Raw genomic sequence first — 22,378 nt, 5'->3', positions numbered from 1 at the left:
CCGTGGTGTTTGTGCGGTCGTACGAACGAATCGTGCCCCTCGATACGGGGAACCCTACGAATGGCTCGACCGTCAGCAACGATACCGGCACACGGGACGGCCCCCACGGGACGGGGGCGGAGCAGGGCGGTAGCGTCAGGGTCCGACGCCAGCAGGGGCCGTGGGTGCGGCCGCGGTCACGACGACAGAGGGAAGACGTTCAGCAGATGCCGGAACGCCAGTCCACGGACGACAACAACCCGTTCGCGCCGCCGCCCGAGGGCCGCCCGGATCAGCCGTGGCAGCCGCGGCACCCGGAGGGCTCGGACGACGACACGTCCGGCGGCCCGGACTCGTCGGGGCCGTCCGACGGCCGGTGGAGCCCGCGCCAGCCGGGCCCCTCCCAGGACGGCTTCGGCCGGGGTCCGGAGCGCCGGGGAGCCGGTCAGGGCGGGCCGGAGGGCGGCCCCGGGCAGGGCGGGCCCGGGAAGGGCCCGGGGATGCGCTGGGACCCGACGGACCCGGTACAGCGGCGGGCGCGGTACGCGATCCTCGCGGGCATGTGGGCCTTCTTCTTCGCGATCTTCGAGATCCCGGAGCTGGCGCTGCTCCTCGGCGCCCTCGGTCTCTACTGGGCGATCAGCTCGCTGCGCGGCAAGCCGAAGGCGGCCGGGGAACTGTCGTCGACATCACAGCCGGCCTCGCCGTCGCCGTCGCAGCCTCCGACACCTCCGGCGCCCTCCGAGGGACAGCCGGCGGGGGCGTCCGCCGCGATCGCTCCGCTGCGCTCGATGCGGACGGCGGCGATCAGCGGTCTCGTCGCGGCGAGCGTGGCCCTGATGATCGTCGCGGTCGGCTTCACCATGCAGCTCGTCTACCGCGACTTCTACGAGTGCCGCGACGACGCCCTCACCCACGCGGGCCAGCTGGCCTGCAACGACCTCCTGCCGAAGCCGCTGCGCGCGGGCTTCGGGGTGCGGGAGTAGTCCCCTACGGCCGGTCCGGGGCCGCGGGGGGCGGCGGAGGGGACGGTTCCCAGGCCGCCGGGAGGTAGTCGTACGGCTCGAAGCCGGGATCGTCGAAGGGGTCGCCGATCGGGGCGGTGTACGCGTCGGTGTACGGGTCGCTCTCGGCGGCCCGGCCGGTGCCGCCGGCCTCCAGGTCCGGCGCCTTGGGCTCGTCCGCCTCCGGCCGGGCCTCCGTCGCACCGGCAGGGACCACCGCGGCCGCCACCGGGCCCGGCGCGGGCTCCGGCACGGGCACCGGCCTCTGGGAGCGCGGCACCCGGCGGCCCCAGGCCCGTACCCCCAAGGCCACCGGAACTCCCACGCCGACCCCCCACAGCACCGCGGCCGCGCCCGCCTGCCACCACACCGGGCCGAACGCCGAGAGCCGGCCGGTGCCGAGCGGGCCGCCCGCCGCGCCCGCCAGGACGGCCACGGCCGCCCCGCACCCCCAGGCCGCGCCGAGCGCCGTCAGGGCCGCCTCCCGGGCCGGGCGGCTCCGCGCCGCACGGCCCACGAGGCCGCCCTGCACCACTGCGGCGGCCAGCGGGACCGCCGCGGCCGCCCAGTGGACCCAGGTCCCGCGCCCCTCGGCGGGCAGCGCGGCCAGGAGCGGGAAGGGCGGCACGGTCGGGTCGCCGACGAGTCCCAGCGGGGTCGCGAGCGCGCCCGTACCGAGGGTGAAGCCGGGCCCGAGGCCGTACGCCGCTCCCCAGACGGCCATGTTCGGCAGCAGCGCGAGGACGAGCAGCAGGACCGTCACCCGACCGGACCACTCCCCCGCGAGGCCCTCGAACGAGGCCTGCGCCCGGCTCGCGTGCCAGGCCAGCGAGACCGCCGCGGCCACCGCACCGCCGCCGAGCAGCGTCAGGGTCCCGAGCCCCGCGGCGCGCAGGGCGACGGCCGCCTGCCACTGCCCGGGCAGCGGGCGGCCGAGCGCGGTCCAGACGCCCGCGCCCGCCGCTCCGGTGACGACGGCGGGCAGCCAGAGTCCGGCCGTGAGCAGGTCGGCGGGGAGCGGGCCGCTCTCGCTGTAGACCACGACGGCGGCCGCGACGAGGAGGTACCCCCCGGCGACGGAGGCGAGGGCGCCGGCCGGGGAGGGGCGCGGCCGGGAGCCGTCGTCGCCCGGGTCGAGGGTGTCGCGGGCGGTCCGGTGCACGAGCCAGACGGGCAGGGCGACGAGCAGCAGCGGGACGATGCCGAGGGGCGCGGGCAGGCCGGACAGGGTGTCCGTGCGGACCAGGTCCACGCCGTGCGCGAGCAGCCAGATCCCGGCGGCGGCGTGCAGGGCGCCGGCGGGGCCGCTGTCGGGGTACGGGGAGCTGATCCAGGCCACGATCACCAGGACCGCGAGCGCGCCGAGACCGAGCCCGGCGGCGACCCCGCCCCGGACGCAGGCGGTGGCGAGCGCGGCGGAACGGCCGCCCTGGACCAGGGGTTGCTCGGTCACATGGGTCACGGGGTCATGCTCCCAACGACACGCGCTTTTGCCGCGTAACAGGCAAACCTCCGTTGTGTCGCTCAATATACGTTTATGTACTTTTCCGCCCAGAGCAGCTCTGCGGGAGGTCGACGCCGATGAGCCGGAGCACCGCGGATTCCGCATCCTCCGTCACCCTGCCGACGCCGAAGGAGCGGCGCAGGTTGCGTGAGGCCCTCGCCCTGAGCGAGGAGCAGGTCGCCGAGGCCATGGGCGTCACGAAGGCCACGGTCAGGTCCTGGGAGACCGGGCGCTCGGCTCCCCGGGGCCGCAAGCGCGAGGCGTACGCGCGACTGCTCGGCGCGCACGGGCCGGAAGCCCCGCTCCCGGCCGCCCCGGAACCCGCCCCGGAGCCCGGGCAGCCGGCCCGGCCACCGCAGGCGCACGCCCAGGCCCGGTCGATGGCCGCGCCGGCCCACGGCCAGGGTCAGGCCCAGCCCGCGGCGACCCCCTCGCCGGCCTCCGCCAGCGTCCGGCCCAAGGCCGCCGTCAAGCGGGCCGCCAAGCCGCCGGGTGCGCCGTCCCCCGCCCCGGCCATCACCCCCGGCCCGGCCCGCAAGGGCACCTCGAAGCCGCCGGAGCGACTGAAACCGGTGGCGGCCGAGGCCCCCGCGGAACCGGCCGTACCGGGCCTCACCCCGGAGGAGGCCTTCGACGCGCTGTACGCGTACGCCGCACCGGGCCTCGTCCACCAGACGTACCTGCTCACCGGGCGCCGCCGACTCTCCCGCGAGTCGGTCGAGCACGCCTTCCACCACGCCTGGGGGCACTGGCCCGAGGTCGCCCAGGACCCGGACCCGGTGGGCTGGGTGCGGGCGGCGGCGTACGAGTACGCCCTCTCGCCCTGGCACCGGCTGCGCCGTGCGCACAAGCACCCCGACGCCCCGCCGGCCGAGGCGCACCGGCGGGCGCTGCTCGACGCGCTCCTGGAACTGCCGCCGCCGTACCGCCGGACCGTCCTGCTCTACGACGGGCTCGGCCTCGACCTGCCGGAGACGGCGGCCGAGACGGAGGCGAGCACCCCGGCGGCCGCGAACCGGCTGCTGCACGCCCGTACGGTCATCGCGAAGCGGATCCCCGAGCTCGCCGCCCCCGAGGACCTGCACCGGCGGCTGAGCGCGCTGGTCGCGGACGCGCCGTCCGCGACCCTGCCGGCCGCCCGCTCGGTCCGGACGGGCAGCGAGCACCGGACCCGGACCTGGACGCGCGCGGTGCTCGGGGTGACGGCGGTCCTCATCGGGGTCACCGGCTTCACGGCGGCGACCGCGCCGACCCGCTACATCCCGGTGAACGCCCCCGGCGAGACCGTCAACGGCGTGCCCGTGCGCGGCGGCCCGCAGAAGCTCCGCCCGGAGGACCTGGAGCTGCGCGAGAAGCTGCGCTCGGAGCCCAACCCGGGTCCGGAGCGGCTGGTCCCGGCGGTCGAGTGACGCGTACGACGACGTGAAAGGGCCCCGCCCCCCCCGGTCTCCCGGGAGGGGCGGGGCCCACTCACGTACTGCCTCGCACTGCTTTCAGGCTGCTGTGCGCACCAGCCCGTTCTTCAGCTTTTTCAGCCCGCGAGGATGGCGCGCGCCAGCTTGGCCGTCTCGGTCGGCGTCTTGCCGACCTTGACGCCGGCGGCCTCAAGGGCCTCCTTCTTCGCCTGGGCGGTGCCGGAGGAGCCGGAGACGATGGCGCCGGCGTGGCCCATGGTCTTGCCCTCGGGCGCGGTGAAGCCCGCGACGTAGCCGACGACCGGCTTGGTGACGTTGGCCTTGATGAAGTCGGCCGCACGCTCCTCGGCGTCGCCGCCGATCTCGCCGATCATGACGATCAGGTCGGTGTCGGGGTCCGCCTCGAACGCCGCGAGGGCGTCGATGTGCGTGGTGCCGATGACCGGGTCGCCACCGATGCCGACGGCGGACGAGAAGCCGATGTCACGGAGCTCGTACATCATCTGGTACGTCAGCGTGCCGGACTTCGAGACCAGGCCGATGCGGCCCGGCTTCGTGATGTCGCCCGGGATGATGCCGGCGTTGGACTGGCCCGGGGTGATGAGACCGGGGCAGTTCGGGCCGATGAGGCGGGTCTTGTTGCCCTTGTCCACGGCGTACGCGTAGAACGCGGCGGAGTCGTGGACGGCGATGCCCTCGGTGATGACGACGGCGAGCGGGATCTCGGCGTCGATCGCCTCGACGACGGCGGCCTTCGCGAAGGCCGGCGGCACGAAGAGGACCGAGACGTTGGCGCCGGTCTTCTCCATGGCCTCGGCGACCGTGCCGAAGACGGGGATCTCGGTGCCGTCGAAGTCGACGGTCGTGCCGGCCTTGCGCGGGTTCACGCCACCGACGATGTTGGTGCCGTCACCCAGCATGAGCTTGGTGTGCTTCATGCCCGTGGCACCGGTCATGCCCTGGACGATGACCTTGCTGTCCTTGTTGAGGAAGATAGCCATGGCTGTGGTTTCCCCTGTCCCTTACTTCGCAGCCGCGAGCTCGGCGGCCTTGTCGGCCGCGCCGTCCATGGTGTCCACGCGCTGCACGAGCGGGTGGTTGGCGTCCGACAGGATCTTGCGACCCAGCTCCGCGTTGTTGCCGTCGAGGCGCACGACCAGCGGCTTGGTGACCTCTTCGCCCTTGGAGGCGAGGAGCTCCAGGGCCTGGACGATGCCGTTGGCGACCTCGTCACAGGCGGTGATGCCACCGAAGACGTTGACGAACACGGACTTGACGTCCGAGTCGCCCAGGATGATCTCCAGGCCGTTCGCCATGACCTCGGCGGAGGCGCCGCCACCGATGTCGAGGAAGTTGGCCGGCTTCACGCCGCCGTGGTTCTCACCGGCGTACGCGACGACGTCCAGGGTCGACATGACCAGGCCGGCGCCGTTGCCGATGATGCCGACCTCGCCGTCGAGCTTGACGTAGTTCAGGCCCTTGGCCTTGGCGGCAGCCTCGAGCGGGTTGGCTGCGGCCTTGTCCTCGAGCGCCTCGTGCTCCGGCTGACGGAAGTCGGCGTTCTCGTCGAGGGACACCTTGCCGTCGAGGGCGATGACCTCGCCGGAGGCGACCTTGGCCAGCGGGTTGACCTCGACGAGGAGCGCGTCCTCGGCGACGAAGGTCTTCCACAGGGTCACGAGGACCTCGGCGACCTTCTCGGCGACCTCGGCCGGGAACTGCGCCAGGGCCACGATCTCGCGGGCCTTCTCGATGTCGACGCCCTTGTTGGAGTCGACCGGCACCTTCGCGAGCTTCTCGGGGGTCGTCGCGGCGACCTCCTCGATGTCCATGCCACCGGCGACGGACGCCATGGCGAGGAAGGTGCGGTTGGTGCGGTCGAGGAGGTACGAGACGTAGTACTCCTCGACGATCTCCGGAGCGGTCTCCGCGATCATCACCTTGTGGACCGTGTGGCCCTTGATGTCCATCCCGAGGATGTCCGTCGCGCGGGCGACGGCCTCGTCCGGGGTGGCGGCCAGCTTCACGCCGCCGGCCTTGCCGCGGCCACCGACCTTCACCTGCGCCTTGACGACCGACTTGCCGCCAAGACGCTCGGTGGCCTCGCGCGCCGCCTCAGGCGTGTCGATGACTTCACCGGCCAGCACCGGTACACCGTGCTTGGCGAAGAGGTCCCTCGCCTGGTACTCGAACAGGTCCACGCGCGTCCGTCCCTTTTCTGATGATCGCGGTTCGTTGTCTGCGTGGGCGTGCCGCGGAGGGCAACGTGACTGCGCTGTCACAAGGGAGGCGTGCACGGAGTCCGTGGACGCGGCATGTCCGTCTCGCAGGTTATCCCCGAGGGCCGTGGGTCCCTAAATCGCAGATCACAACAGAGCGGTGATACGGGTCACAGACCGTACGGGCGGGAGGGCTGTCCGTAGGGGTGCCGAGGTGGGACCGGGAACCCCACGCGGCAGGCGGGGACTGGCCTTCGGGGCACTCACGACGCGCCGGGCGCCGGAGTGAGGGGCGTTCCGTCACGAGTGTGATATGGGCCTCAGTCGGCTCGCGGGCACCCGACCGGGTGGTCCGGGGACGACGGATTCCGCACCCCGCCCGTCAGGCCTCGGGTATCGGAAGGGGGCGCTTCTCCAGGGCGGCGGCCATGATCTCCGGGAACAGGTCGGGGGTGCAGGCGAAGGCGGGGGCGCCGAGCGCGGCCAGGGCGGCGGCATGCTCCCGGTCGTAGGCGGGCGCGCCCTCGTCGGAGAGCGCGAGCAGGCTCACGAACTGCACCCCGGAGGCCTTCATCGCGGCGACCCGCTTCAGCATCTCGTCGCGGATGCCCCCCTCGTACAGGTCGCTGATGAGGACGACGACGGTGTCGGCGGGGCGGGTGATGCGGGACTGGCAGTAGGCGAGGGCGCGGTTGATGTCGGTGCCGCCGCCGAGCCGGGTGGCGAAGAGGACGTCGACGGGGTCGTCGAGCTGCTCGGTCAGGTCGACGACGGAGGTGTCGAAGACGACGAGGCGGGTGGCGAGCGACCGCAGCGAGGCGAGCACGGCGCCGAAGACGGCGGCGTGGACGACGGAGGCCGCCATGGAGCCCGACTGGTCGATGCAGAGCACCACCTCCTTCCTGACCGCCCGGGAGGCGCGCCCGTGGCCGATGAGCCGCTCGGGGACGACCGTGCGGTGCTCGGGCAGGTAGTGCTTGAGGTTGGCGCGGATCGTGCGGTCCCAGTCGATGTCGCGGTGGCGGGGGCGGCTGATCCGGGCGGAGCGGTCGAGGGCGCCGGTGAGGGTGGCGCGGGTGCGGGCGGCGAGGCGCTTCTCCAGGTCGTCGACGACCTTGCGGACGACGGCCCGGGCGGTCTCCCTGGTCGTCTCGGGCATGGCCCTGCCGAGGGAGAGCAGGGTGCCGACGAGGTGCACGTCGGGCTCGACGGCCTCCAGCATCTCCGGCTCCAGGAGGAGGGTGGCGAGCCCGAGCCGGTCGATGGCGTCGCGCTGCATGACCTGGACGACGGAGCTCGGGAAGTACGTGCGGATGTCGCCGAGCCAGCGGGCGACGGAGGGCGCGGAGGCGCCGAGCCCGCCCGAGCGGTCGCCGGTCTGGTCGTAGAGCCTGCCGAGGGCGCCGTCCATGAGGGCGTCGGTGCCCGTCAGCGCGCGGCCGGTGCCGTCGGCGTCCCCGCCGCCCAGCACGAGCCGCCAGCGCCGCAGCCGCTCGTCGGTGGTCATGTGAGGGCCTCCCTTCCGAGGATGAGGTGGAGCAGGGGGAGCACGCCGTCGGCCCGCGCGCGATCGGGGGTGGCCCCGAAGCCGGGCGTGCCGGGCGCGGCGGGGCCGGACCCGCCGGAACGGGGGCCCCGGGCGACGAGCTCGCCGAGGGTGCGGCGGACGCCCGTCTCGTACGCGGAGAAGGTGCGGCGCAGGAGCGGCAGGACATCGGCGAAGGCCTCGTCCGGCACACCGCTCAGCCAGGCGTCGACGAGCCCGAGGAGCCGCTCGTCGTGGACGAGGAGCAGCCCGCCGCCGGAGGCCCCGCCGACGAACCCGTCGACCCAGGCGGCGGCGTCGGCCGGCGGGGTGCCGGGCGAGAGGGCACGGCTCATGAGCACCGCGGCCTCCTGGTCGGCGATCCGCCCCTCGTCGAGCAGCAGCCGTGCGGCCCGCCCCCGAAGGACACCCGGTGTCCGGTCCCGCTCGGCAAGCCTGCGAAGCACCCCGGCCCAGCGCCGGGGGAGGTCGGCGGCGGGGGTGGCGACGGGGGTGCCGGGGGCGGAGGGCGCGGTGGGTGCTGGGGTCGCTGAGGGCGCGGTGGGCGCGGTGGGCGCGGCCGGCGCTGCGGAATGGTCCTGGAGGAGGGCGATCGACGTGTGGACCGCGTCGAGGCGGTCCCGCATCCCGGTCGCGGCGTCCGCGTCGAGGCCGGCGCAGGCGGGCGGCAGGCCGACGCAGATCCGCTCGGCGAGCCCGGCGGCGACCTCGCCGAGCGCCGCCGTGCCGGTGCCGCGGACATCGCCGTAGCGCAGGGAGCGGGCCAGGGCCGGCAGGGCCTCGGCGAGGTGGGCGACGTCGGTGTCGAGCGCGGCGCGGTCCGCGAGGGCCCGCATGACGACGGGCAGGGCGTCGGCGAGCCCGGCGAGGAGGCACTGCTCGGCGAGGGCGGTGATGTCGGTGAGCGCGGTCGCGGCGAGGGCGCGGGACTCGGCCCTGGCGGTGGCGGCGGCCTCGACGGTGGTGCCCCAGACGCCGGCCTCGGCGACCTGGACGTGCAGCTCGGGCTCCCAGCGCAGCCGCCAGGTCTCCCGGAAGGTGCCGGTGCCGGCCCGTCCGGCGGCCGGCTCGCCCCAGTGGACGCCGAGGAGCCGCAGCCGGTGCAGCAGGCGGCTGCGCTCTCCGTCGATGTCCTTGCGGAGGTCGAGGCCGAGCTCACGCTCCTCGGCCTCGGGCTTGAGGCGCAGGCTGCGCTGGCGGCGGGCCAGGTCGCGCTGGAGGGGTACGGCGGGGGCGGCGGCCGGGACCTCGCCGAGGACGTCGCCGACGACGAGCCGGTCGCGGACGAGGCCGAGCGGCACGTCGGAGCCCTCGCAGAGGACGGCACGGACGGCGTCGGTCGTCTCGTCGAGGCCGGGGAGCGGGCGGCCGCGCAGGGCGGCGAGGCTCTCGGCGAGCCGGACGGCCTCGATGACGTGGGCGGAGGAGACGGGATGGTCCTCGGCCCTGAGCAGGCCGGCGACCTTGGTCATCCAGCGTTCGACGGGCCGGTCGGGGGCGGCGAAGTGGTGCCCGTACCAGCCGGGCGCGTCGATCCCGGCGCCGTAGCCGGAGCGGCGGGCGAGCCTGCGGTGGGTCCAGGGGACCCAGGTCAGTTCGGTCTTCGCCCGGGGCAGGCCCTTCAGGAGGGCCTTGTCGGCGGCGACGGTGGTCCTGCGGGTGAGCGCGGGGACGTGCCAGGCCCCGCAGACGACGGCGACGGAGTCCCCGAACTCCTTGCGGGCGGCGCGCAGCCGGAGCCGCATGTACGCCTCGCGGACGAGGTCGCGGGGGTGGCCGCCGTGCCCGTACGTCTCGCGGAGGGCGCCCATGGCCTCGGCGAGGGCCTCGAAGGGGGCGGTGGGGTCGCCGTCCCCGCGCAGCTCGACGACGTCCTCCCACCAGCGCTCGGCGTCCTCGTACCCGGCGGTCCTGGCCAGTTCGGCAACGGGGTCGATCCGCAGACCGCTCCCACTGACTTCCTCCTCCTCGTCGCTCCAGGTGGGGTCGGCGGCGGCGAGGGTGTGGGCGGCGGGCAGGTCGACGAAGCGGACGGCGGCGCCGTGGTCGAGGGCCCAGCGGATCGCGACCCACTCGGGCGAGAACGCGGCCATCGGCCAGAAAGCGGCCCGCCCGGGGTCGTCCACGGCGTGGGCGAGCAGCGCGACGGGCGGCCGCATGCCGGGGTCGGCGGCGAGCCGCACGAGGGCGTCGGCCTCGGCGGGGCCCTCGACGAGCACCGCGGCGGGCCGCTCCGCCTCCAGGGCGGCCCGCACCCCCCGCGCGGACCCGGGCCCGTGATGCCGCACCCCGAGCAACAGGGGCCCACCCCGCGGCCGGCGGCCCCCGGCGCCGACACCCGAGGCCGGGCCCACGTCCGGACGCACGTCCCGAGACAGCTCCGATGCCGTGGGCGTCATGCGCTCACCTCGCGGCAGGCGCGGTAGAAGTCCTTCCAGCCGTCTCTCTCCCGTACGACCGTCTCCAGGTACTCCTGCCAGACGACCCGGTCGGCCGCCGGGTCGCGGACGACCGCGCCGAGGATGCCGGCGGCGATGTCGGCGGGGCGCAGGACGCCGTCGCCGAAGTGGGCGGCGAGGGCGAGTCCGCCGGTGACGACGGAGATCGCCTCGGCCGTGGAGAGCGTCCCCGAGGGGGACTTGACCCTCGTCCGGCCGTCGGTGGTGACCCCGTCCCGCAGCTCGCGGAAGACGGTGACGACCCGGCGGATCTCGTCGACGCCGTCGGGCAGGGCGGGCAGTTCGAGGGAGCGTCCGAGCTGTTCGACCCGGCGGGCGACGATGTCGACCTCGGCCTCGGGGGTCGCGGGCAGCGGGAGGACGACGGTGTTGAAGCGGCGGCGCAGGGCGCTGGAGAGTTCGTTGACGCCCCGGTCGCGGTCGTTGGCGGTGGCGATCAGGTTGAAGCCGGGGACGGCCTGCACCTCCTCGCCCAGTTCGGGGACGGGCAGGGTCTTCTCGGACAGGATCGTGATGAGGGTGTCCTGCACGTCGGCGGGGATGCGGGTGAGCTCTTCGACGCGGGCGGTCTTGCCATGGGACATCGCGCGCATGACGGGGCTGGGCACGAGGGCGTCCCGGCTGGGCCCGTGCGCGAGGAGCCGGGCGTAGTTCCAGCCGTACCGGATGGCCTCCTCGGGCGTGCCGGCGGTGCCCTGGACGAGGAGGGTGGAGTCGCCGCTGACGGCGGCGGCGAGGTGCTCGGAGACCCAGGTCTTCGCGGTGCCGGGGACACCGAGCAGGAGCAGCGCCCGGTCGGTGGCGAGGGTGGTGACGGCGACTTCCACGATGCGGCGCGGTCCGACGTACTTGGGCGTGACGACGGTCCCGTCGGGGAGCGTGCCGCCGAGGAGGTAGGTGGCGACGGCCCAGGGCGAGAGGCGCCAGCGGGCGGGCCGGGGCCGGTCGTCGGCGGCGGCGAGGGCCGCGAGTTCATGGGCGAAGGCGTGCTCGGCGTGCGGCCGCAGGGCCTCGGCGGCGGTCTGCTGCCGTCCCGCTCCGGTGTCCGTCTCGACACCGGAACCGGGCTTCGCGATGGTTTCGGGCACGGGCATGGATCCCCCTCCAGATCGTTCGACCTGCTGTGCGATCCACCGTGCACCATGCCACTGACAATCGGATGTCACCGCTGGTCAGGGGCATTGTCAGGGGCGTTGTCAGTGGCGACCTCTACCGTCGAAGGCATGAATGGCATGGGGGTGCGCCGGACGGCTGAACAGGTGCTGGCACTGGCTCCTGACGAGGCGTCGCGCAGAGCGGGGAGCAAGCTCGGCACGGCCGGGCCCTGGTCGGAGACGGGGAGCGGGGACGGCGCCGTCTGGGGCCTGTGCAAGGGCGGCGGAAGCACGCCGTACCGGACGGTCGTCGACACCACGGGCCCGGCGTACTCCTGCGGTTGCCCCAGCCGGAAGTCCCCCTGCAAGCACGCGCTGGGCCTGCTCCTCCTCCAGGCGGCGGACGGGATCGCCGCCGAGGACGCCGCCGCTCCCGACTGGGCCGCGCAGTGGCTCACCGCGCGCCGGGCCCGGGGCGCGGACGCCGGGCGGCGGGCCGGGGAGGCGGCTCCGACGGCGACGGCGGACCCGGAGGCTGCGCGCTGCAGGGCCGAGCGGCGGGCGGCCCGGATCACCTCGGGCGCGCGGGAGTTGGAGCAGCGGCTGGCCGATCTGCTGCGCGGCGGCCTGGCGGCGGCCGGGCAGGCGGGGTACGGGCTGTGGGAGGAGACGGCGGCCCGCATGGTCGACGCCCAGGCGCCGGGACTCGCGGGGCGGGTCCGGGAGTTGGGGGCGATACCGGGCTCGGGGCCCGGCTGGCCCGTGCGGCTCCTGGAGGAGTGCGCGCTGACCCATCTCCTCGACCGGGCGTGGCTGGCGGCGGACCGGCTGCCCGCCCCGCTCGCGACGACGGTACGGACCCGGGTGGGCCTCACCGCCCCGGCCGACGGCGTCCCGGTGCGCGACCACTGGCTGGTCCTCGCCCAGTACGACGCGGCGGACTCCCGGCTGACCACCCGTCGGATCTGGCTGCACGGCACGTCGACCGGCCGCACCGCCCTCCTCCTCTCCTTCGGCGCGGCGGGCAGGGCGCCCCAGCTCGCGCTCCCCGTGGGCGCGCTGCTCGACGGCGAACTGACCCCGCACACCGGCTCCGGGCAGGTGCGGGCGGAGCCGGGCGAGCGGTTCGTCCCGGTCGCGGGCCCCGTCGCCCCGCCGGCGGGCGGACCGGTCGGCGCGGCACTCGACGCGTACGGCCGCGCGCTGTCCGAGGACCCGTGGCTGGAGTCCTGGCCCGTGACGCTGAGCGGGGTCGTCCCGGCCCGCGCGGAGTACGGCTGGCAGCTCGCCGACGCCGACGGCCGCGAGGCGCTGCCCCTGACGCCCGCCGCCCAGTCCCGGCCCGGCCTCTGGCGCCTGCTCGCCCTGTCCGGCGGCGCCCCGGTGACCGTCTTCGGGGAGTGCGGGCACCGGGGGTTCACCCCGCTCGCCGCCTGGTCGCCGGAGACACCGGGCGAGACGGTCCCCCTCACATGACGCCCCCTCGATATGAGGCCGGCCCCTGTGACACCCACCCGCATGACACCCACACCCGCATGACGCCCGCTCACATGACGTCCACCCCTCAAGGACCCGACCACCGCGCACCGACCCACGGGAGGAGCCCGATGGACACCACCACGACCACCTCCACCACGCCCCCCGCCGACGACGCGGCCTGGGACGAGCTCGTCAGCTCGGCGCTGCTCGGCACGGACCGGCGGCCGCCCGCCGGGCTCGCGGGCTCGACGGCACCCCGGGACATGCCGGACGCGCTGCTCGACGCGGCCGCGCTGCACACCGTACGGCGCAGGGCGGGGCTGCGGCCCGGGCCCGCCGCGCCCTTGCCGGACCCCGCGCCGGAGGACCCTCGCGCCCCGCTGCCCGAGGCCGCCCGGCGCCGGCTCGACCAGCTGCTCGCCGGCCGGGCCGCACCCTCGCCCGCCGGGCGGCGCGGGGCCGCTCCCGACCTGGCCGAGCTGCTCCCCCAGTGGCTGGCCCTCGCCAACCGGTACGGATACAAGGCCTCGCCCGCCGCCCTGCCGGCGCTGCTCGACGCGGCCAGGGCCCGCACCGATCTGCGGCCCCAGGCGCTGCGGCTGGCCGGTCCGCGCGGTCTGTGGCTGGCCCGGCTCAACCCCGAGTGGAGGTTCGCCCTCCGGGGCACGGGCGCGGGCGGCAACCTCCCGTCCCCGCAGGACCCGGAGGGGGTCCGCGCCCTGTGGGAGGAGGGCCTGTTCGCCGAGCGGGTCGCCCTGCTCGCCGCCGTGCGGACCGAGGACCCCGCCGCCGGTCTCGCGCTGCTCGCCTCCACGTGGTCCGCCGAGCGGGCGGAGGACCGGCTGATGTTCCTGGACTCGCTGCGGACCGGACTGTCCGACGCCGACGAGGAGTTCCTGGAGGAGGCCCTCGGCGACCGGAGCCGTAATGTCCGGGCCACCGCGGCCGAGCTGCTCTCCGCCCTGCCGGCCTCCGCTCTCGCGGGCCGGATGGCGGTCCGGGCCGCCACCTGCGTCGGTCTGGACCGTACGGCCCCGGTGCCGACGATCGCGGTCGAGGCCCCGCACGAGTGCGACGCGGCGATGCAGCGGGACGGTCTTGCGGCGACGCCTCCGGCGGGCCGGGGCGAGCGTTCCTGGTGGCTGGGCCAGCTCGTCGAGGCCGCGCCACTGCCCTCCTGGCCGGCCAGGTTCGGGGGCCGCACCCCGGAGGAGATCGTGGCGCTGCCGGTCGCCGACGACTGGCAGGGCGAGCTGCACGCGGCCTGGTGCCGGGCCGCCGTGCGTCAGCGGGACCCGGCCTGGTCGCGGGCGCTGCTCGGTGCCCCCTCGACACCGCCCGCGACGGGCCCCGGCACCTCGTCCCTGGCCGAGCGGGCCCAGCTCCTGTCGACGCTGCCCCTGGAGGAACGGGCGCGCTGGGTCGCCTCGTTCGTCGCGGCCCATGGCCTCTCGGAGGCGTTCCAGCTGCTCGGTGTCTGCGCCGTCCCGTGGGCGGAGCCGCTCGGGGCTGCGGTGATCGACGCCCTCGACATCGCGCGGGAGGCGGGCAGTTACCCGTGGAGCTTCAGCGGGGTGATGGGCCTGGCGGAGCGCTGCCTCGCCCCGGAGGCGGCACGGCAGCTGGAGTCCCTGACCGCCCGCCCCGACGAGGCGGAGGACCACTCCCCCGGCGCGGGCGACTACTGGGCGGAGGCCTTCCAGCGCCTGGTCTCGACGCTACGGCTCCGAGCGGCGATGCGCGCCGAGCTCATGCCACCGGAGCCCGCCCCCGTACAGCCGTCCGCCCCCTGAGGCGCGGGCCCGCCGGAACCACGCCCGCGAGGAGGACCCCCTGAACGAGGAGGAACCCCTGAACGGCGACAGGGCCCCCGTTCAGGAGGGCCCTGTCGTCACCTGCGCATCGCGCGTCGGATCACGCGGCGACGCGGACGTTCGCGTTCACCCAGTCGACGATCGACGTGGTCGTCGCGCCCGGCGTGAAGATCTCCGCGACGCCCTTCTCCTTCAGCGGCGGGATGTCCGCGTCGGGGATGATGCCGCCGCCGAAGACCTTGATGTCCTCCGCGTCGCGGTCCTTGAGGAGCTCCAGGACCTTCACGAACAGCGTGTTGTGCGCTCCGGAGAGGATCGAGAGACCGATCGCGTCGGCGTCCTCCTGGATCGCGGTGTCGACGATCTGCTCGGGCGTCTGGTGGAGCCCGGTGTAGATGACCTCCATGCCGGCGTCGCGGAGCGCCCGCGCGATCACCTTGGCTCCGCGATCGTGGCCGTCGAGACCCGGCTTGGCGACCACCACGCGGATCGGACCGCTCACACCCATGACTGCCTCCACATGCGACCCCCGCGCCTCGTTGCCGGGGAGGTGAACGAACGTTATCTCCAGCATCCCGCACCCGGCCGTTTCGCGGTGGCGACCGAGGGGGAAATCACACGTGGGACATGTTCGCTCTGCGCCGTCCCCGCTCACGGGCCCTCCTCCTGGGCCCACCAGCCGCGAGCGGGGCCGGTCGCGAAGGGAGCCGCGACGAGGTCGCCGCGCCCCCGTGCCGCCGTCCGTGCGGCGCGGGGGCGCGGCGGACCGGCGTACCGTTCGCGCCCCGCGTGCCGTTCGGGAGGCCGGCCATGGAGCTCGGCAAGGTCACCGCCCTGATGAAGGCCACCGCGCTGGAAGTCGCGATCCTCACCGGCCATCTCGTCCTCTACCCGTACGGGATCGTCGCCGAGCGGGTCTCCCCCACGTCGGACCCCACCGCGGACCCCACCGCCGACCCCGCCGCACCGGCCACGACGATCGCCCCGGGCAGCCGCCCGGTGGTCCTGCTGCACGGTTTCGTCGACAACCGCTCGGTCTTCGTCCTGCTGCGCCGTTCCCTCACCCGGCACGGCCGTGACTGTGTCGAGTCGCTCAACTACTCCCCGCTCACCTGCGACCTGCGGGCCGCCGCCGAGCTGCTCGGCCGCCGGGTCGACGAGATCCGCGCCCGTACCGGGCACGACGAGGTCGACATCGTCGGGCACAGTCTGGGCGGGCTGATCGCCCGCTATTACGTGCAGCGACTGGGCGGTGACACCCGGGTCCGCACCCTGGTCACGCTCGGCACCCCGCACTCCGGCACCACGGTGGCTCCGCTCGCCGACGCGCATCCGCTGGTGCGGCAGATGCGGCCCGGTTCGGAGGTCCTGCGGGAGCTCGCCGGGCCCGCGCCCGGCTGCCGGACGCGGTTCGTGAGCTTCTGGAGCGATCTGGACCAGGTGATGGTGCCCGTGGAGACCGCCCGTCTCGACCATCCCGACCTGCTCGTGCACAACGTGCGGGTGAGCGGGATCGGTCATCTCGCGCTGCCGGTGCATCCGACGGTGGCCGCCGGGGTCCGGGAGGCCCTCGACGCCGGTGGTCCGGCCGCCTCCGGGACGGGCGACGGGGCGCGGGAAGAGGGGCCGGGCGCCACCTCCGTGGCCTGACCGCACGACACCGTTCTTCGAACGTTCATCGAACACAAGGCCAAAGCTCTCCACCCGAGCTGGCAAAACACGGTCGATTGCCCGTTTCCTGCAGGCCCAAACCCCTCCGAAGATTGTCCGCCGCGCGTACCGCCGGGTACAGTCGCGCCACTGCTTACCCCCGGGGCACCCCTCACGGGCCCGCCCCGGACTTGGTCCTGCTGCCGAGGCGAGAGAGACGTTGGTGAACGACCAGCACCCCCACGCCGGGTACGTCGGAGACGGCGCCCACACCACCGGCAGCTACGCCATCGACCCGCTGTTCGGCGCCTACCCCGGCGGTCAGGCCGACCACAGCGGCCAGTGGGACCTCGGCCAGTACGCGGCCACCGGCACGTACGCGACGACGGGTCAGTACGACACCACCGGGCAGTACGACACGACCGGCCAGTGGGACACCACGGGCCAGTGGAACGCCGCCGCCGGCGGTTACGACGCCACGGGCACCTACGCGACGGGCACGTACGCGACGACGGCGCAGTACGACACCACCGCGACGCAGTACGACACCACCGGCCAGTGGGACGCCTCCGCCTGGACCGAGGCCCAGCACACCGGCCAGTACGAGACCGCCCACGCCGGCGCGTACGCCGCCCAGGGCACGTACGGCTACGAGGCCTACGACGCCACCGGCCAGTGGGCCGCCCCCGCCTTCGCCACCGAGACCGGTGCCTTCGACGCGACCGCGTGGAACCACGCGACCCCGGAGCCCGAGCCGGTCGTCCCCCAGCAGTACACCCCGCAGGCCGAGCACACCGCCGAGTTCGCCTTCGAGTACGGCGCCGACGAGACCGACGAGAGCTACGCCCAGGCCGACGGCCTGGCCGATGCCGGGGAGCCGGAAGCGCTCGAAGCCCTCGACGACGGCGAGGACGACGGCTACGACGGGTACGACAGCTACGACGGTCATGAAGCCGACGACATGACGGCCGACGCGCCGGCCGTCGAGGTCCGTACCGACGCGCCCCTCGCCGGCCGCTCCGTGCGCCGCTCCTCCGGCGGCAGCCGCGGCCGTCGCCGTACCCCCGCCAAACGGTCCGCGCTGCTGACCGTCGCCGTCCCCTCCGCCTGCGTCATGGGGGTCGCCGGCATCGCCGCCGCCTCCGTCGGCGGCCTCACCGGCCCCGGCACGACCGGCGGGCAGAAGGACGACACGACCGCGCTCGCCGCCGCCGACCCGGCCTCGGTCAAGCAGGTCGCCGCCAACAACGCCCTCGACACCCAGCTCGCCGCGCTCAGCGCCGACGCCCGTGACTTCGGCGACCGCGCCAGCCGCACCCAGGAGCGCATCGACCTCCGCGCCCGCCAGGCCGCCGAGAAGAAGAAGCGCGAGGAGGAGGCGGCCCGCAAGGAGGCGCTCCGCCCCAAGTTCCTGCTGCCGGTGAAGCTGCACCAGCTCAGCGCCCGGTTCGGCCAGGCCGGCGTCAACTGGATGTCGCTGCACACCGGCATCGACTTCCCCGTGCAGTACGGCACCCCCGTCATGTCCGCGACCGACGGCACCGTCCGTACCCAGTGGAACAGCGCCTACGGCAACATGGCGATCGTGACCGCCCCCGACGGCACCGAGACCTGGTACTGCCACCTGAGCAGCACCAAGCTCCGCTCGGGGTACGTCAAGGCCGGCGACGTCATCGCCTACTCCGGCAACTCCGGCAACTCCACCGGCCCGCACCTCCACTTCGAGGTCCGGCCGGGCGGCGGCTCCGCGATCGACCCGCTGCCCTGGCTCCGCAGCCACGGCCTCGACCCGACCGGCTGAGCCTTCCCCCGCACACGTACGAGAAGGGCCCCCGGCAGCTTTCCGCCGGGGGCCCTTCTCATGCCCGCCCCGCTACAGCTTCTCGACCGGCGCGTACCGCAGCAGCAGCCGCTTCGGCTTCTCGTCGCCGAAGTCGATCGTCGCCTGGGCCTCCGAGCCCGCACCGGTCACCGCCGTGACCGTGCCGAGGCCGAACTGGTCGTGCGTGACGCGGTCGCCGACCTGGAGGGAGACCACCGGCTTCTCGCCGGCGCGCCGGGTGGCGAAGCCGGAGGGGCCGGAGCGCGCGCGGGAGGAGGAGAGCGAGGAGGTGATCCCCGAGGTCGGTCCGGCGGGCCTCGCCATCGGACCGGTCCGCTTCCACTCCAGGTACGTGGGCGGGATCTCCTCCAGGAAGCGCGAGGCCGGGTTGTACGAGGGCTGGCCCCAGGCGCTGCGCATCGACGAGCGGGTGAGGTAGAGCCGCTCACGCGCGCGCGTGATGCCGACGTACGCGAGGCGCCGCTCCTCCTCCAGCTCCTTCGCCTGCCCGAGGGCGCGCATGTGCGGGAAGACGCCGTCCTCCATGCCGGTGAGGAACACCACCGGGAATTCGAGGCCCTTGGCGGTGTGCAGGGTCATCAGGGTGATGACGCCCCGGCCCTCCTCGTCCTCGTCCGGGATCTGGTCGGAGTCGGCGACGAGGGCGACCTTCTCCAGGAACTCGGCGAGGGTCGCGGGCTCTTCGCCGCGCTCCTGCTCGAACTCGAGGGCGACGGCGGCGAGTTCCTGGAGGTTCTCGATCCGGGTCTCGTCCTGCGGGTCGGTGGAGGCCTGGAGCTCGGCCAGGTAGCCGGTCCGCTCCAGGACGGCCTCCAGGACGACGGCGGGGCCGGCGCCGGACTCGACGACGGTGCGCAGCTCGTCCATGAGCGCGTTGAACCGCTTCACCGCGTTCGCCGAGCGCGCCGCCATGCCGTACGCCTCGTCGACCCGCTTGAGGGCCTGCGGGAAGGTGATCTTCTCGCGCAGGGAGAGGGCGTCGATCATCGCCTCGGCGCGCTCGCCGATGCCCCGCTTGGGCACGTTGAGGATGCGGCGCAGCGGCACGTTGTCCTCGGGGTTGGCGAGGACCCGGAGGTACGCCAGGACGTCCCGGACCTCCTTGCGCTCGTAGAAGCGCACGCCGCCGACGACCTTGTAGGGCAGTCCGACGCGGATGAAGATCTCTTCGAAGACGCGGGACTGGGCGTTGGTCCGGTAGAAGACGGCGACGTCTCCGGCCTTGGCGTCGCCCGCGTCGGTGAGCCGGTCGATCTCGTCGGCGACGAACTGGGCCTCGTCGTGCTCGGTGTCGGCGACGTAGCCGGTGATCTGCGATCCCGCGCCCGCGTTCGTCCACAGGTTCTTGGGGCGGCGGGACTCGTTGCGCTCGATGACGGCGTTGGCGGCGGAGAGGATCGTCTGGGTGGAGCGGTAGTTCTGCTCCAGCAGGATCGTCGTCGCGTCCGGGTAGTCCTCCTCGAACTGGAGGATGTTGCGGATGGTCGCGCCGCGGAAGGCGTAGATCGACTGGTCGGCGTCGCCGACGACGCACAGCTCGGCCGGGCCGAGGTCCTCGTAGCCGGTGCCGACGAGCTCGCGCACAAGGGTGTACTGGGCGTGGTTGGTGTCCTGGTACTCGTCGACGAGGACGTGGCGGAAGCGGCGGCGGTAGTGCTCGGCGACGTCCGGGAACGCCTGGAGCAGGTGGACCGTCGTCATGATGATGTCGTCGAAGTCCAGGGCGTTGGCCTCGCGCAGCCGCGCCTGGTACATCCGGTACGCCTCGGCGAGCGTCTTCTCGAAGCCGTCGGCGGCCTGGTCGGCGAAGGTCTCCTCGTCGATCAGCTCGTTCTTGAGGTTCGAGATCTTGGCGCTGAACGACTTAGGCGGGAACTTCTTCGGGTCGAGGTCCAGGTCCCGGCAGACCAGCGACATCAGCCGCTTGGAGTCCGCGGCGTCGTAGATCGAGAAGGAGGAGGTGAAGCCGAGCTTCTTCGACTCGCGGCGCAGGATGCGGACGCAGGCGCTGTGGAAGGTCATGACCCACATCGCGTTCGCCCGCGGTCCGACGAGCTGCTCGACGCGCTCCTTCATCTCGCCGGCGGCCTTGTTCGTGAAGGTGATCGCCAGTATCTGGCCCGGGTGCACGTGCCGGGTGGCCAGGAGGTGGGCGATGCGGTGGGTGAGGACCCGGGTCTTGCCGGAGCCGGCGCCGGCGACGATGAGCAGCGGGGTGTCGGTGTGGACGACGGCGGCGCGCTGCTGCTCGTTCAGCCCCTCCAGGAGCGCGGCGGCGTCCACGACGGGCCGGGGGTGGCCGTCGCGGTAGTGCGTGTCCCGGGCGGGCGGGGGCGCGTCGAAGTGCTCCCCGAAGAGGTCGTGCGGGACCTCCTCCGTGGCCGGGGAGCCGTGCTCGTCGTCCTCGGGGTGGGGCGGGGGCTCCTCCGAGTGGTTCTGGAGGCCGGCCAGGAAGCTGTCGTCAAAGAGGCTGCTCATCGCCTCACGAGTCTAGGACGCCCCACCGACATCCGGGTCCGCCTTCGGGACGGTCTCTGTGGAAGGGCTCACACGGGGCTCAGACCCAGAGGGTCGCGATGAAGATGTTCGCCATGGTCAGGCCGCCGACGGCGCCGAAGAGACCCTTCTCGACCCGCTCCTCGTCCCGCTTGACGTAGACGAGACCGAGGATCACGACGAGGATCGCCAGCTTGATGCCGACCTTGAGGTTGTTCACGGTCTGGTCGTCGGCCTGGTTGAGGCCGACGAGCGCGACGCCCGTGATCAGCATGGTCAGCGCGCCGTGCATCATCGCGGGGCTGAAGCGGGCCGTACCGGCGCCCATCGCCTTCATCTGGGTGAGGAAGCCGCCGAGGAGGGAGGCGATACCGATGATGTGCAGGGCGACGAAGACATTGATGAGTACGTCCATGGGGCGGAGCCTAACGGGGCCCCTAGCACCCCTCTCCGGCCGGGTCCACTCCCCTCGCCGCTTCGGTCGGACGGCCGCCGGAATGATCCCGGCCTCTCACTCCGAGCGAAAGAGATCGGTCCCCGACACGTCAACTGACGCCAATAACGGTCAACTCCCCGTCCGGCCGTGACCCCAGGTTTAGCGTCCTCCACCAGGTGACCGGCTCCCCACCACCGCCGGCGATCCGGCGGCTGTCGGTCACCCCCGCCGAGAAAACCCGGCGGCGGTCCGTCTCCCCTGTGCGGCCCGCCGTCGGCCCGGCGGGCACCGTCCCCCTCAGGGAAGAGGATGTGACCCGCCCTCGTGGCAGCGCACCGGAAGTCCAGGCAGTCCCCCCTCGGCGGCTCGGCGGTCCGTACCGCCGCGACCCTCGCCCTCGCCTCGGCGGCGACGGCGACGCTCTTCGAAGGATCCGGCCACGCGGACCCCCGGCCCACCACCGCCCAGGTCAAGGCCAAGGTCGACCGGCTCTACGAGGAGGCCGAGGTCGCGACGGAGCGGTACAACGGGGCGAAGGAGAAGGCCGACGAGGCCCGCACCGCCTTCGACCGGCTGCGCGACGAGGCCGCCCGCAGGACCGAGCGGCTCAACACCGCCCGGGACGCCCTCGGGACCATGGCCGCCGCCCAGTACCGCACCGGAGGACTCGACCCCGCGGTACAGCTCGCCCTCACCTCGAACCCCGACCAGTACCTGGAGCGGGCCGCGCTCGCCGAGAAGGCCGGGGACCGGCAGGCGGCCGCCGTCACGGCCGTACGGCGCGAGCTCGCCGCGATCCGGCAGCTCCGCGGCGAGTCGGCCGGGAAGCTGGCCGCGCTGCGCGGGCACGAGGCGGAGCTGCGCCGGCAGAAGGCGGCCGTGGTCGGCAAGCTGACGGAGGCCAGGACGCTCCTCGCCCGGCTGACCGAGGAGGAACGCGCCCGGTACGAGGCCGCCGCCGCGGCCCGCGACGGCTCCGGCGCCACCACCCGGGCCGACGGAACGAGCGGCATGTCCGGCGGCTCCCCCATGGTGCGGGCCGACCGCTCCTCGGGCGGCGAGCGCGGGCCGGTGACCGCCCCGAACGACCGGGCCGCCGCGGCCATCGCCTTCGCCCACGCCCAGCTGGGCAAACCGTACGTGTGGGGGGCGACGGGCCCCTCCGCGTACGACTGCTCCGGCCTCACCCAGGCCGCCTGGCGCGCGGCCGGCATCTCCCTGCCCCGCACGACGTACACCCAGATCAACGCCGGCCGGCGCGTCTCCCGCTCCCAGCTCGCCCCCGGCGACCTGGTCTTCTTCTACTCCGGCATCAGCCACGTCGGGCTCTACATCGGGGGCGGCCAGATGATCCACGCCCCCCGGCCGGGCGCCCCGGTGCGGATCGCCCCCATCGACGAGATGCCCTTCGCCGGAGCGACCCGCGTCGGCTGAGCGCCC

General features: G+C 74.2%; 16 protein-coding genes. 7 read left to right on the top strand and 9 right to left on the bottom strand.

All coding sequences use genetic code 11. The features are described 5' to 3' along the window. The first annotated feature begins 206 nt into the window (after positions 1 to 206). Positions 207 to 965 carry a hypothetical protein gene (locus AB5J54_RS24465; protein WP_369146042.1) on the top strand — a complete coding sequence of 253 codons (759 nt, stop codon included), beginning with the start codon at positions 207 to 209 and terminating at the stop codon, positions 963 to 965. Positions 966 to 969: 4 nt separating this feature from the next. Here AB5J54_RS24465 and AB5J54_RS24460 read toward each other — a convergent pair whose 3' ends face one another. Continuing rightward, positions 970 to 2,445: a DUF6350 family protein gene (locus AB5J54_RS24460; protein ID WP_369146040.1), complete on the bottom strand. Its 1,476-nt coding sequence runs from the start codon at positions 2,443 to 2,445 to the stop codon at positions 970 to 972. Positions 2,446 to 2,564: 119 nt separating this feature from the next. Here AB5J54_RS24460 and AB5J54_RS24455 point away from each other — a divergent pair, with 119 nt between their 5' ends. After that, positions 2,565 to 3,896, top strand: coding sequence for a sigma factor-like helix-turn-helix DNA-binding protein (locus AB5J54_RS24455; RefSeq protein WP_369146039.1), 1,332 nt, complete (start codon positions 2,565 to 2,567; stop codon positions 3,894 to 3,896). A 122-nt stretch (positions 3,897 to 4,018) separates the two neighbouring features. On the opposite strand, the gene sucD is transcribed toward AB5J54_RS24455, so the two are convergent. From sucD to AB5J54_RS24430, 5 genes are all read right to left on the bottom strand, one after another. Beyond that, on the bottom strand, positions 4,019 to 4,903 hold the full coding sequence (gene sucD, locus AB5J54_RS24450) for a succinate--CoA ligase subunit alpha (RefSeq protein WP_369146038.1): 885 nt from the start codon (positions 4,901 to 4,903) through the stop codon (positions 4,019 to 4,021). A gap of 21 nt (positions 4,904 to 4,924) precedes the next feature. Then, positions 4,925 to 6,103 (bottom strand): ADP-forming succinate--CoA ligase subunit beta, encoded by a 1,179-nt coding sequence (sucC, locus tag AB5J54_RS24445; RefSeq protein ID WP_369146037.1) that lies wholly within the window; start codon positions 6,101 to 6,103, stop codon positions 4,925 to 4,927. A 400-nt stretch (positions 6,104 to 6,503) separates the two neighbouring features. After that, positions 6,504 to 7,628: a VWA domain-containing protein gene (locus tag AB5J54_RS24440; protein ID WP_369146036.1), complete on the bottom strand. Its 1,125-nt coding sequence runs from the start codon at positions 7,626 to 7,628 to the stop codon at positions 6,504 to 6,506. After that, positions 7,625 to 10,066, bottom strand: a complete 2,442-nt coding sequence (locus AB5J54_RS24435) for a DUF5682 family protein (RefSeq protein ID WP_369146035.1) — start codon at positions 10,064 to 10,066, stop codon at positions 7,625 to 7,627. Before AB5J54_RS24435 ends, AB5J54_RS24440 begins: the two co-directional genes overlap by 4 nt. Beyond that, positions 10,063 to 11,220, bottom strand: a complete 1,158-nt coding sequence (locus tag AB5J54_RS24430) for an AAA family ATPase (RefSeq protein ID WP_369146034.1) — start codon at positions 11,218 to 11,220, stop codon at positions 10,063 to 10,065. Before AB5J54_RS24430 ends, AB5J54_RS24435 begins: the two co-directional genes overlap by 4 nt. A gap of 129 nt (positions 11,221 to 11,349) precedes the next feature. Between AB5J54_RS24430 and AB5J54_RS24425 the strand changes: the two genes are divergently transcribed. Both AB5J54_RS24425 and AB5J54_RS24420 read left to right on the top strand, forming a co-directional pair. Next, positions 11,350 to 12,696 (top strand): SWIM zinc finger family protein, encoded by a 1,347-nt coding sequence (locus AB5J54_RS24425; RefSeq protein ID WP_369146033.1) that lies wholly within the window; start codon positions 11,350 to 11,352, stop codon positions 12,694 to 12,696. 131 nt (positions 12,697 to 12,827) lie between these two features. After that, positions 12,828 to 14,492 carry a DUF5691 domain-containing protein gene (locus AB5J54_RS24420; RefSeq protein WP_369146032.1) on the top strand — a complete coding sequence of 555 codons (1,665 nt, stop codon included), beginning with the start codon at positions 12,828 to 12,830 and terminating at the stop codon, positions 14,490 to 14,492. A gap of 121 nt (positions 14,493 to 14,613) precedes the next feature. Here AB5J54_RS24420 and AB5J54_RS24415 read toward each other — a convergent pair whose 3' ends face one another. Beyond that, on the bottom strand, positions 14,614 to 15,021 hold the full coding sequence (locus tag AB5J54_RS24415; RefSeq protein WP_369146031.1) for a cobalamin B12-binding domain-containing protein: 408 nt from the start codon (positions 15,019 to 15,021) through the stop codon (positions 14,614 to 14,616). A gap of 302 nt (positions 15,022 to 15,323) precedes the next feature. Here AB5J54_RS24415 and AB5J54_RS24410 point away from each other — a divergent pair, with 302 nt between their 5' ends. Next, positions 15,324 to 16,163 carry a lipase family alpha/beta hydrolase gene (locus tag AB5J54_RS24410; protein WP_369146030.1) on the top strand — a complete coding sequence of 280 codons (840 nt, stop codon included), beginning with the start codon at positions 15,324 to 15,326 and terminating at the stop codon, positions 16,161 to 16,163. Positions 16,164 to 16,386: 223 nt separating this feature from the next. Continuing rightward, positions 16,387 to 17,964, top strand: a complete 1,578-nt coding sequence (locus AB5J54_RS24405) for a M23 family metallopeptidase (protein WP_369146029.1) — start codon at positions 16,387 to 16,389, stop codon at positions 17,962 to 17,964. A gap of 72 nt (positions 17,965 to 18,036) precedes the next feature. Here AB5J54_RS24405 and pcrA read toward each other — a convergent pair whose 3' ends face one another. Together pcrA and AB5J54_RS24395 are read right to left on the bottom strand one after the other, a co-directional pair. Further along, positions 18,037 to 20,484 (bottom strand): DNA helicase PcrA, encoded by a 2,448-nt coding sequence (gene pcrA / locus AB5J54_RS24400; RefSeq protein ID WP_369146028.1) that lies wholly within the window; start codon positions 20,482 to 20,484, stop codon positions 18,037 to 18,039. 79 nt (positions 20,485 to 20,563) lie between these two features. Then, positions 20,564 to 20,917, bottom strand: a complete 354-nt coding sequence (locus AB5J54_RS24395) for a hypothetical protein (protein ID WP_369146027.1) — start codon at positions 20,915 to 20,917, stop codon at positions 20,564 to 20,566. A 345-nt stretch (positions 20,918 to 21,262) separates the two neighbouring features. Here AB5J54_RS24395 and AB5J54_RS24390 point away from each other — a divergent pair, with 345 nt between their 5' ends. Further along, positions 21,263 to 22,372, top strand: a complete 1,110-nt coding sequence (locus AB5J54_RS24390; RefSeq protein ID WP_369146026.1) for an NlpC/P60 family protein — start codon at positions 21,263 to 21,265, stop codon at positions 22,370 to 22,372. The last annotated feature ends 6 nt before the right edge of the window (positions 22,373 to 22,378 follow it).

Source organism: Streptomyces sp. R44 (assembly GCF_041053105.1).
Lineage (GTDB): Bacteria > Actinomycetota > Actinomycetes > Streptomycetales > Streptomycetaceae > Streptomyces.
Note: the sequence above shows the minus strand (reverse complement) of the source record. Positions and strands in the feature narration are given on the sequence as shown.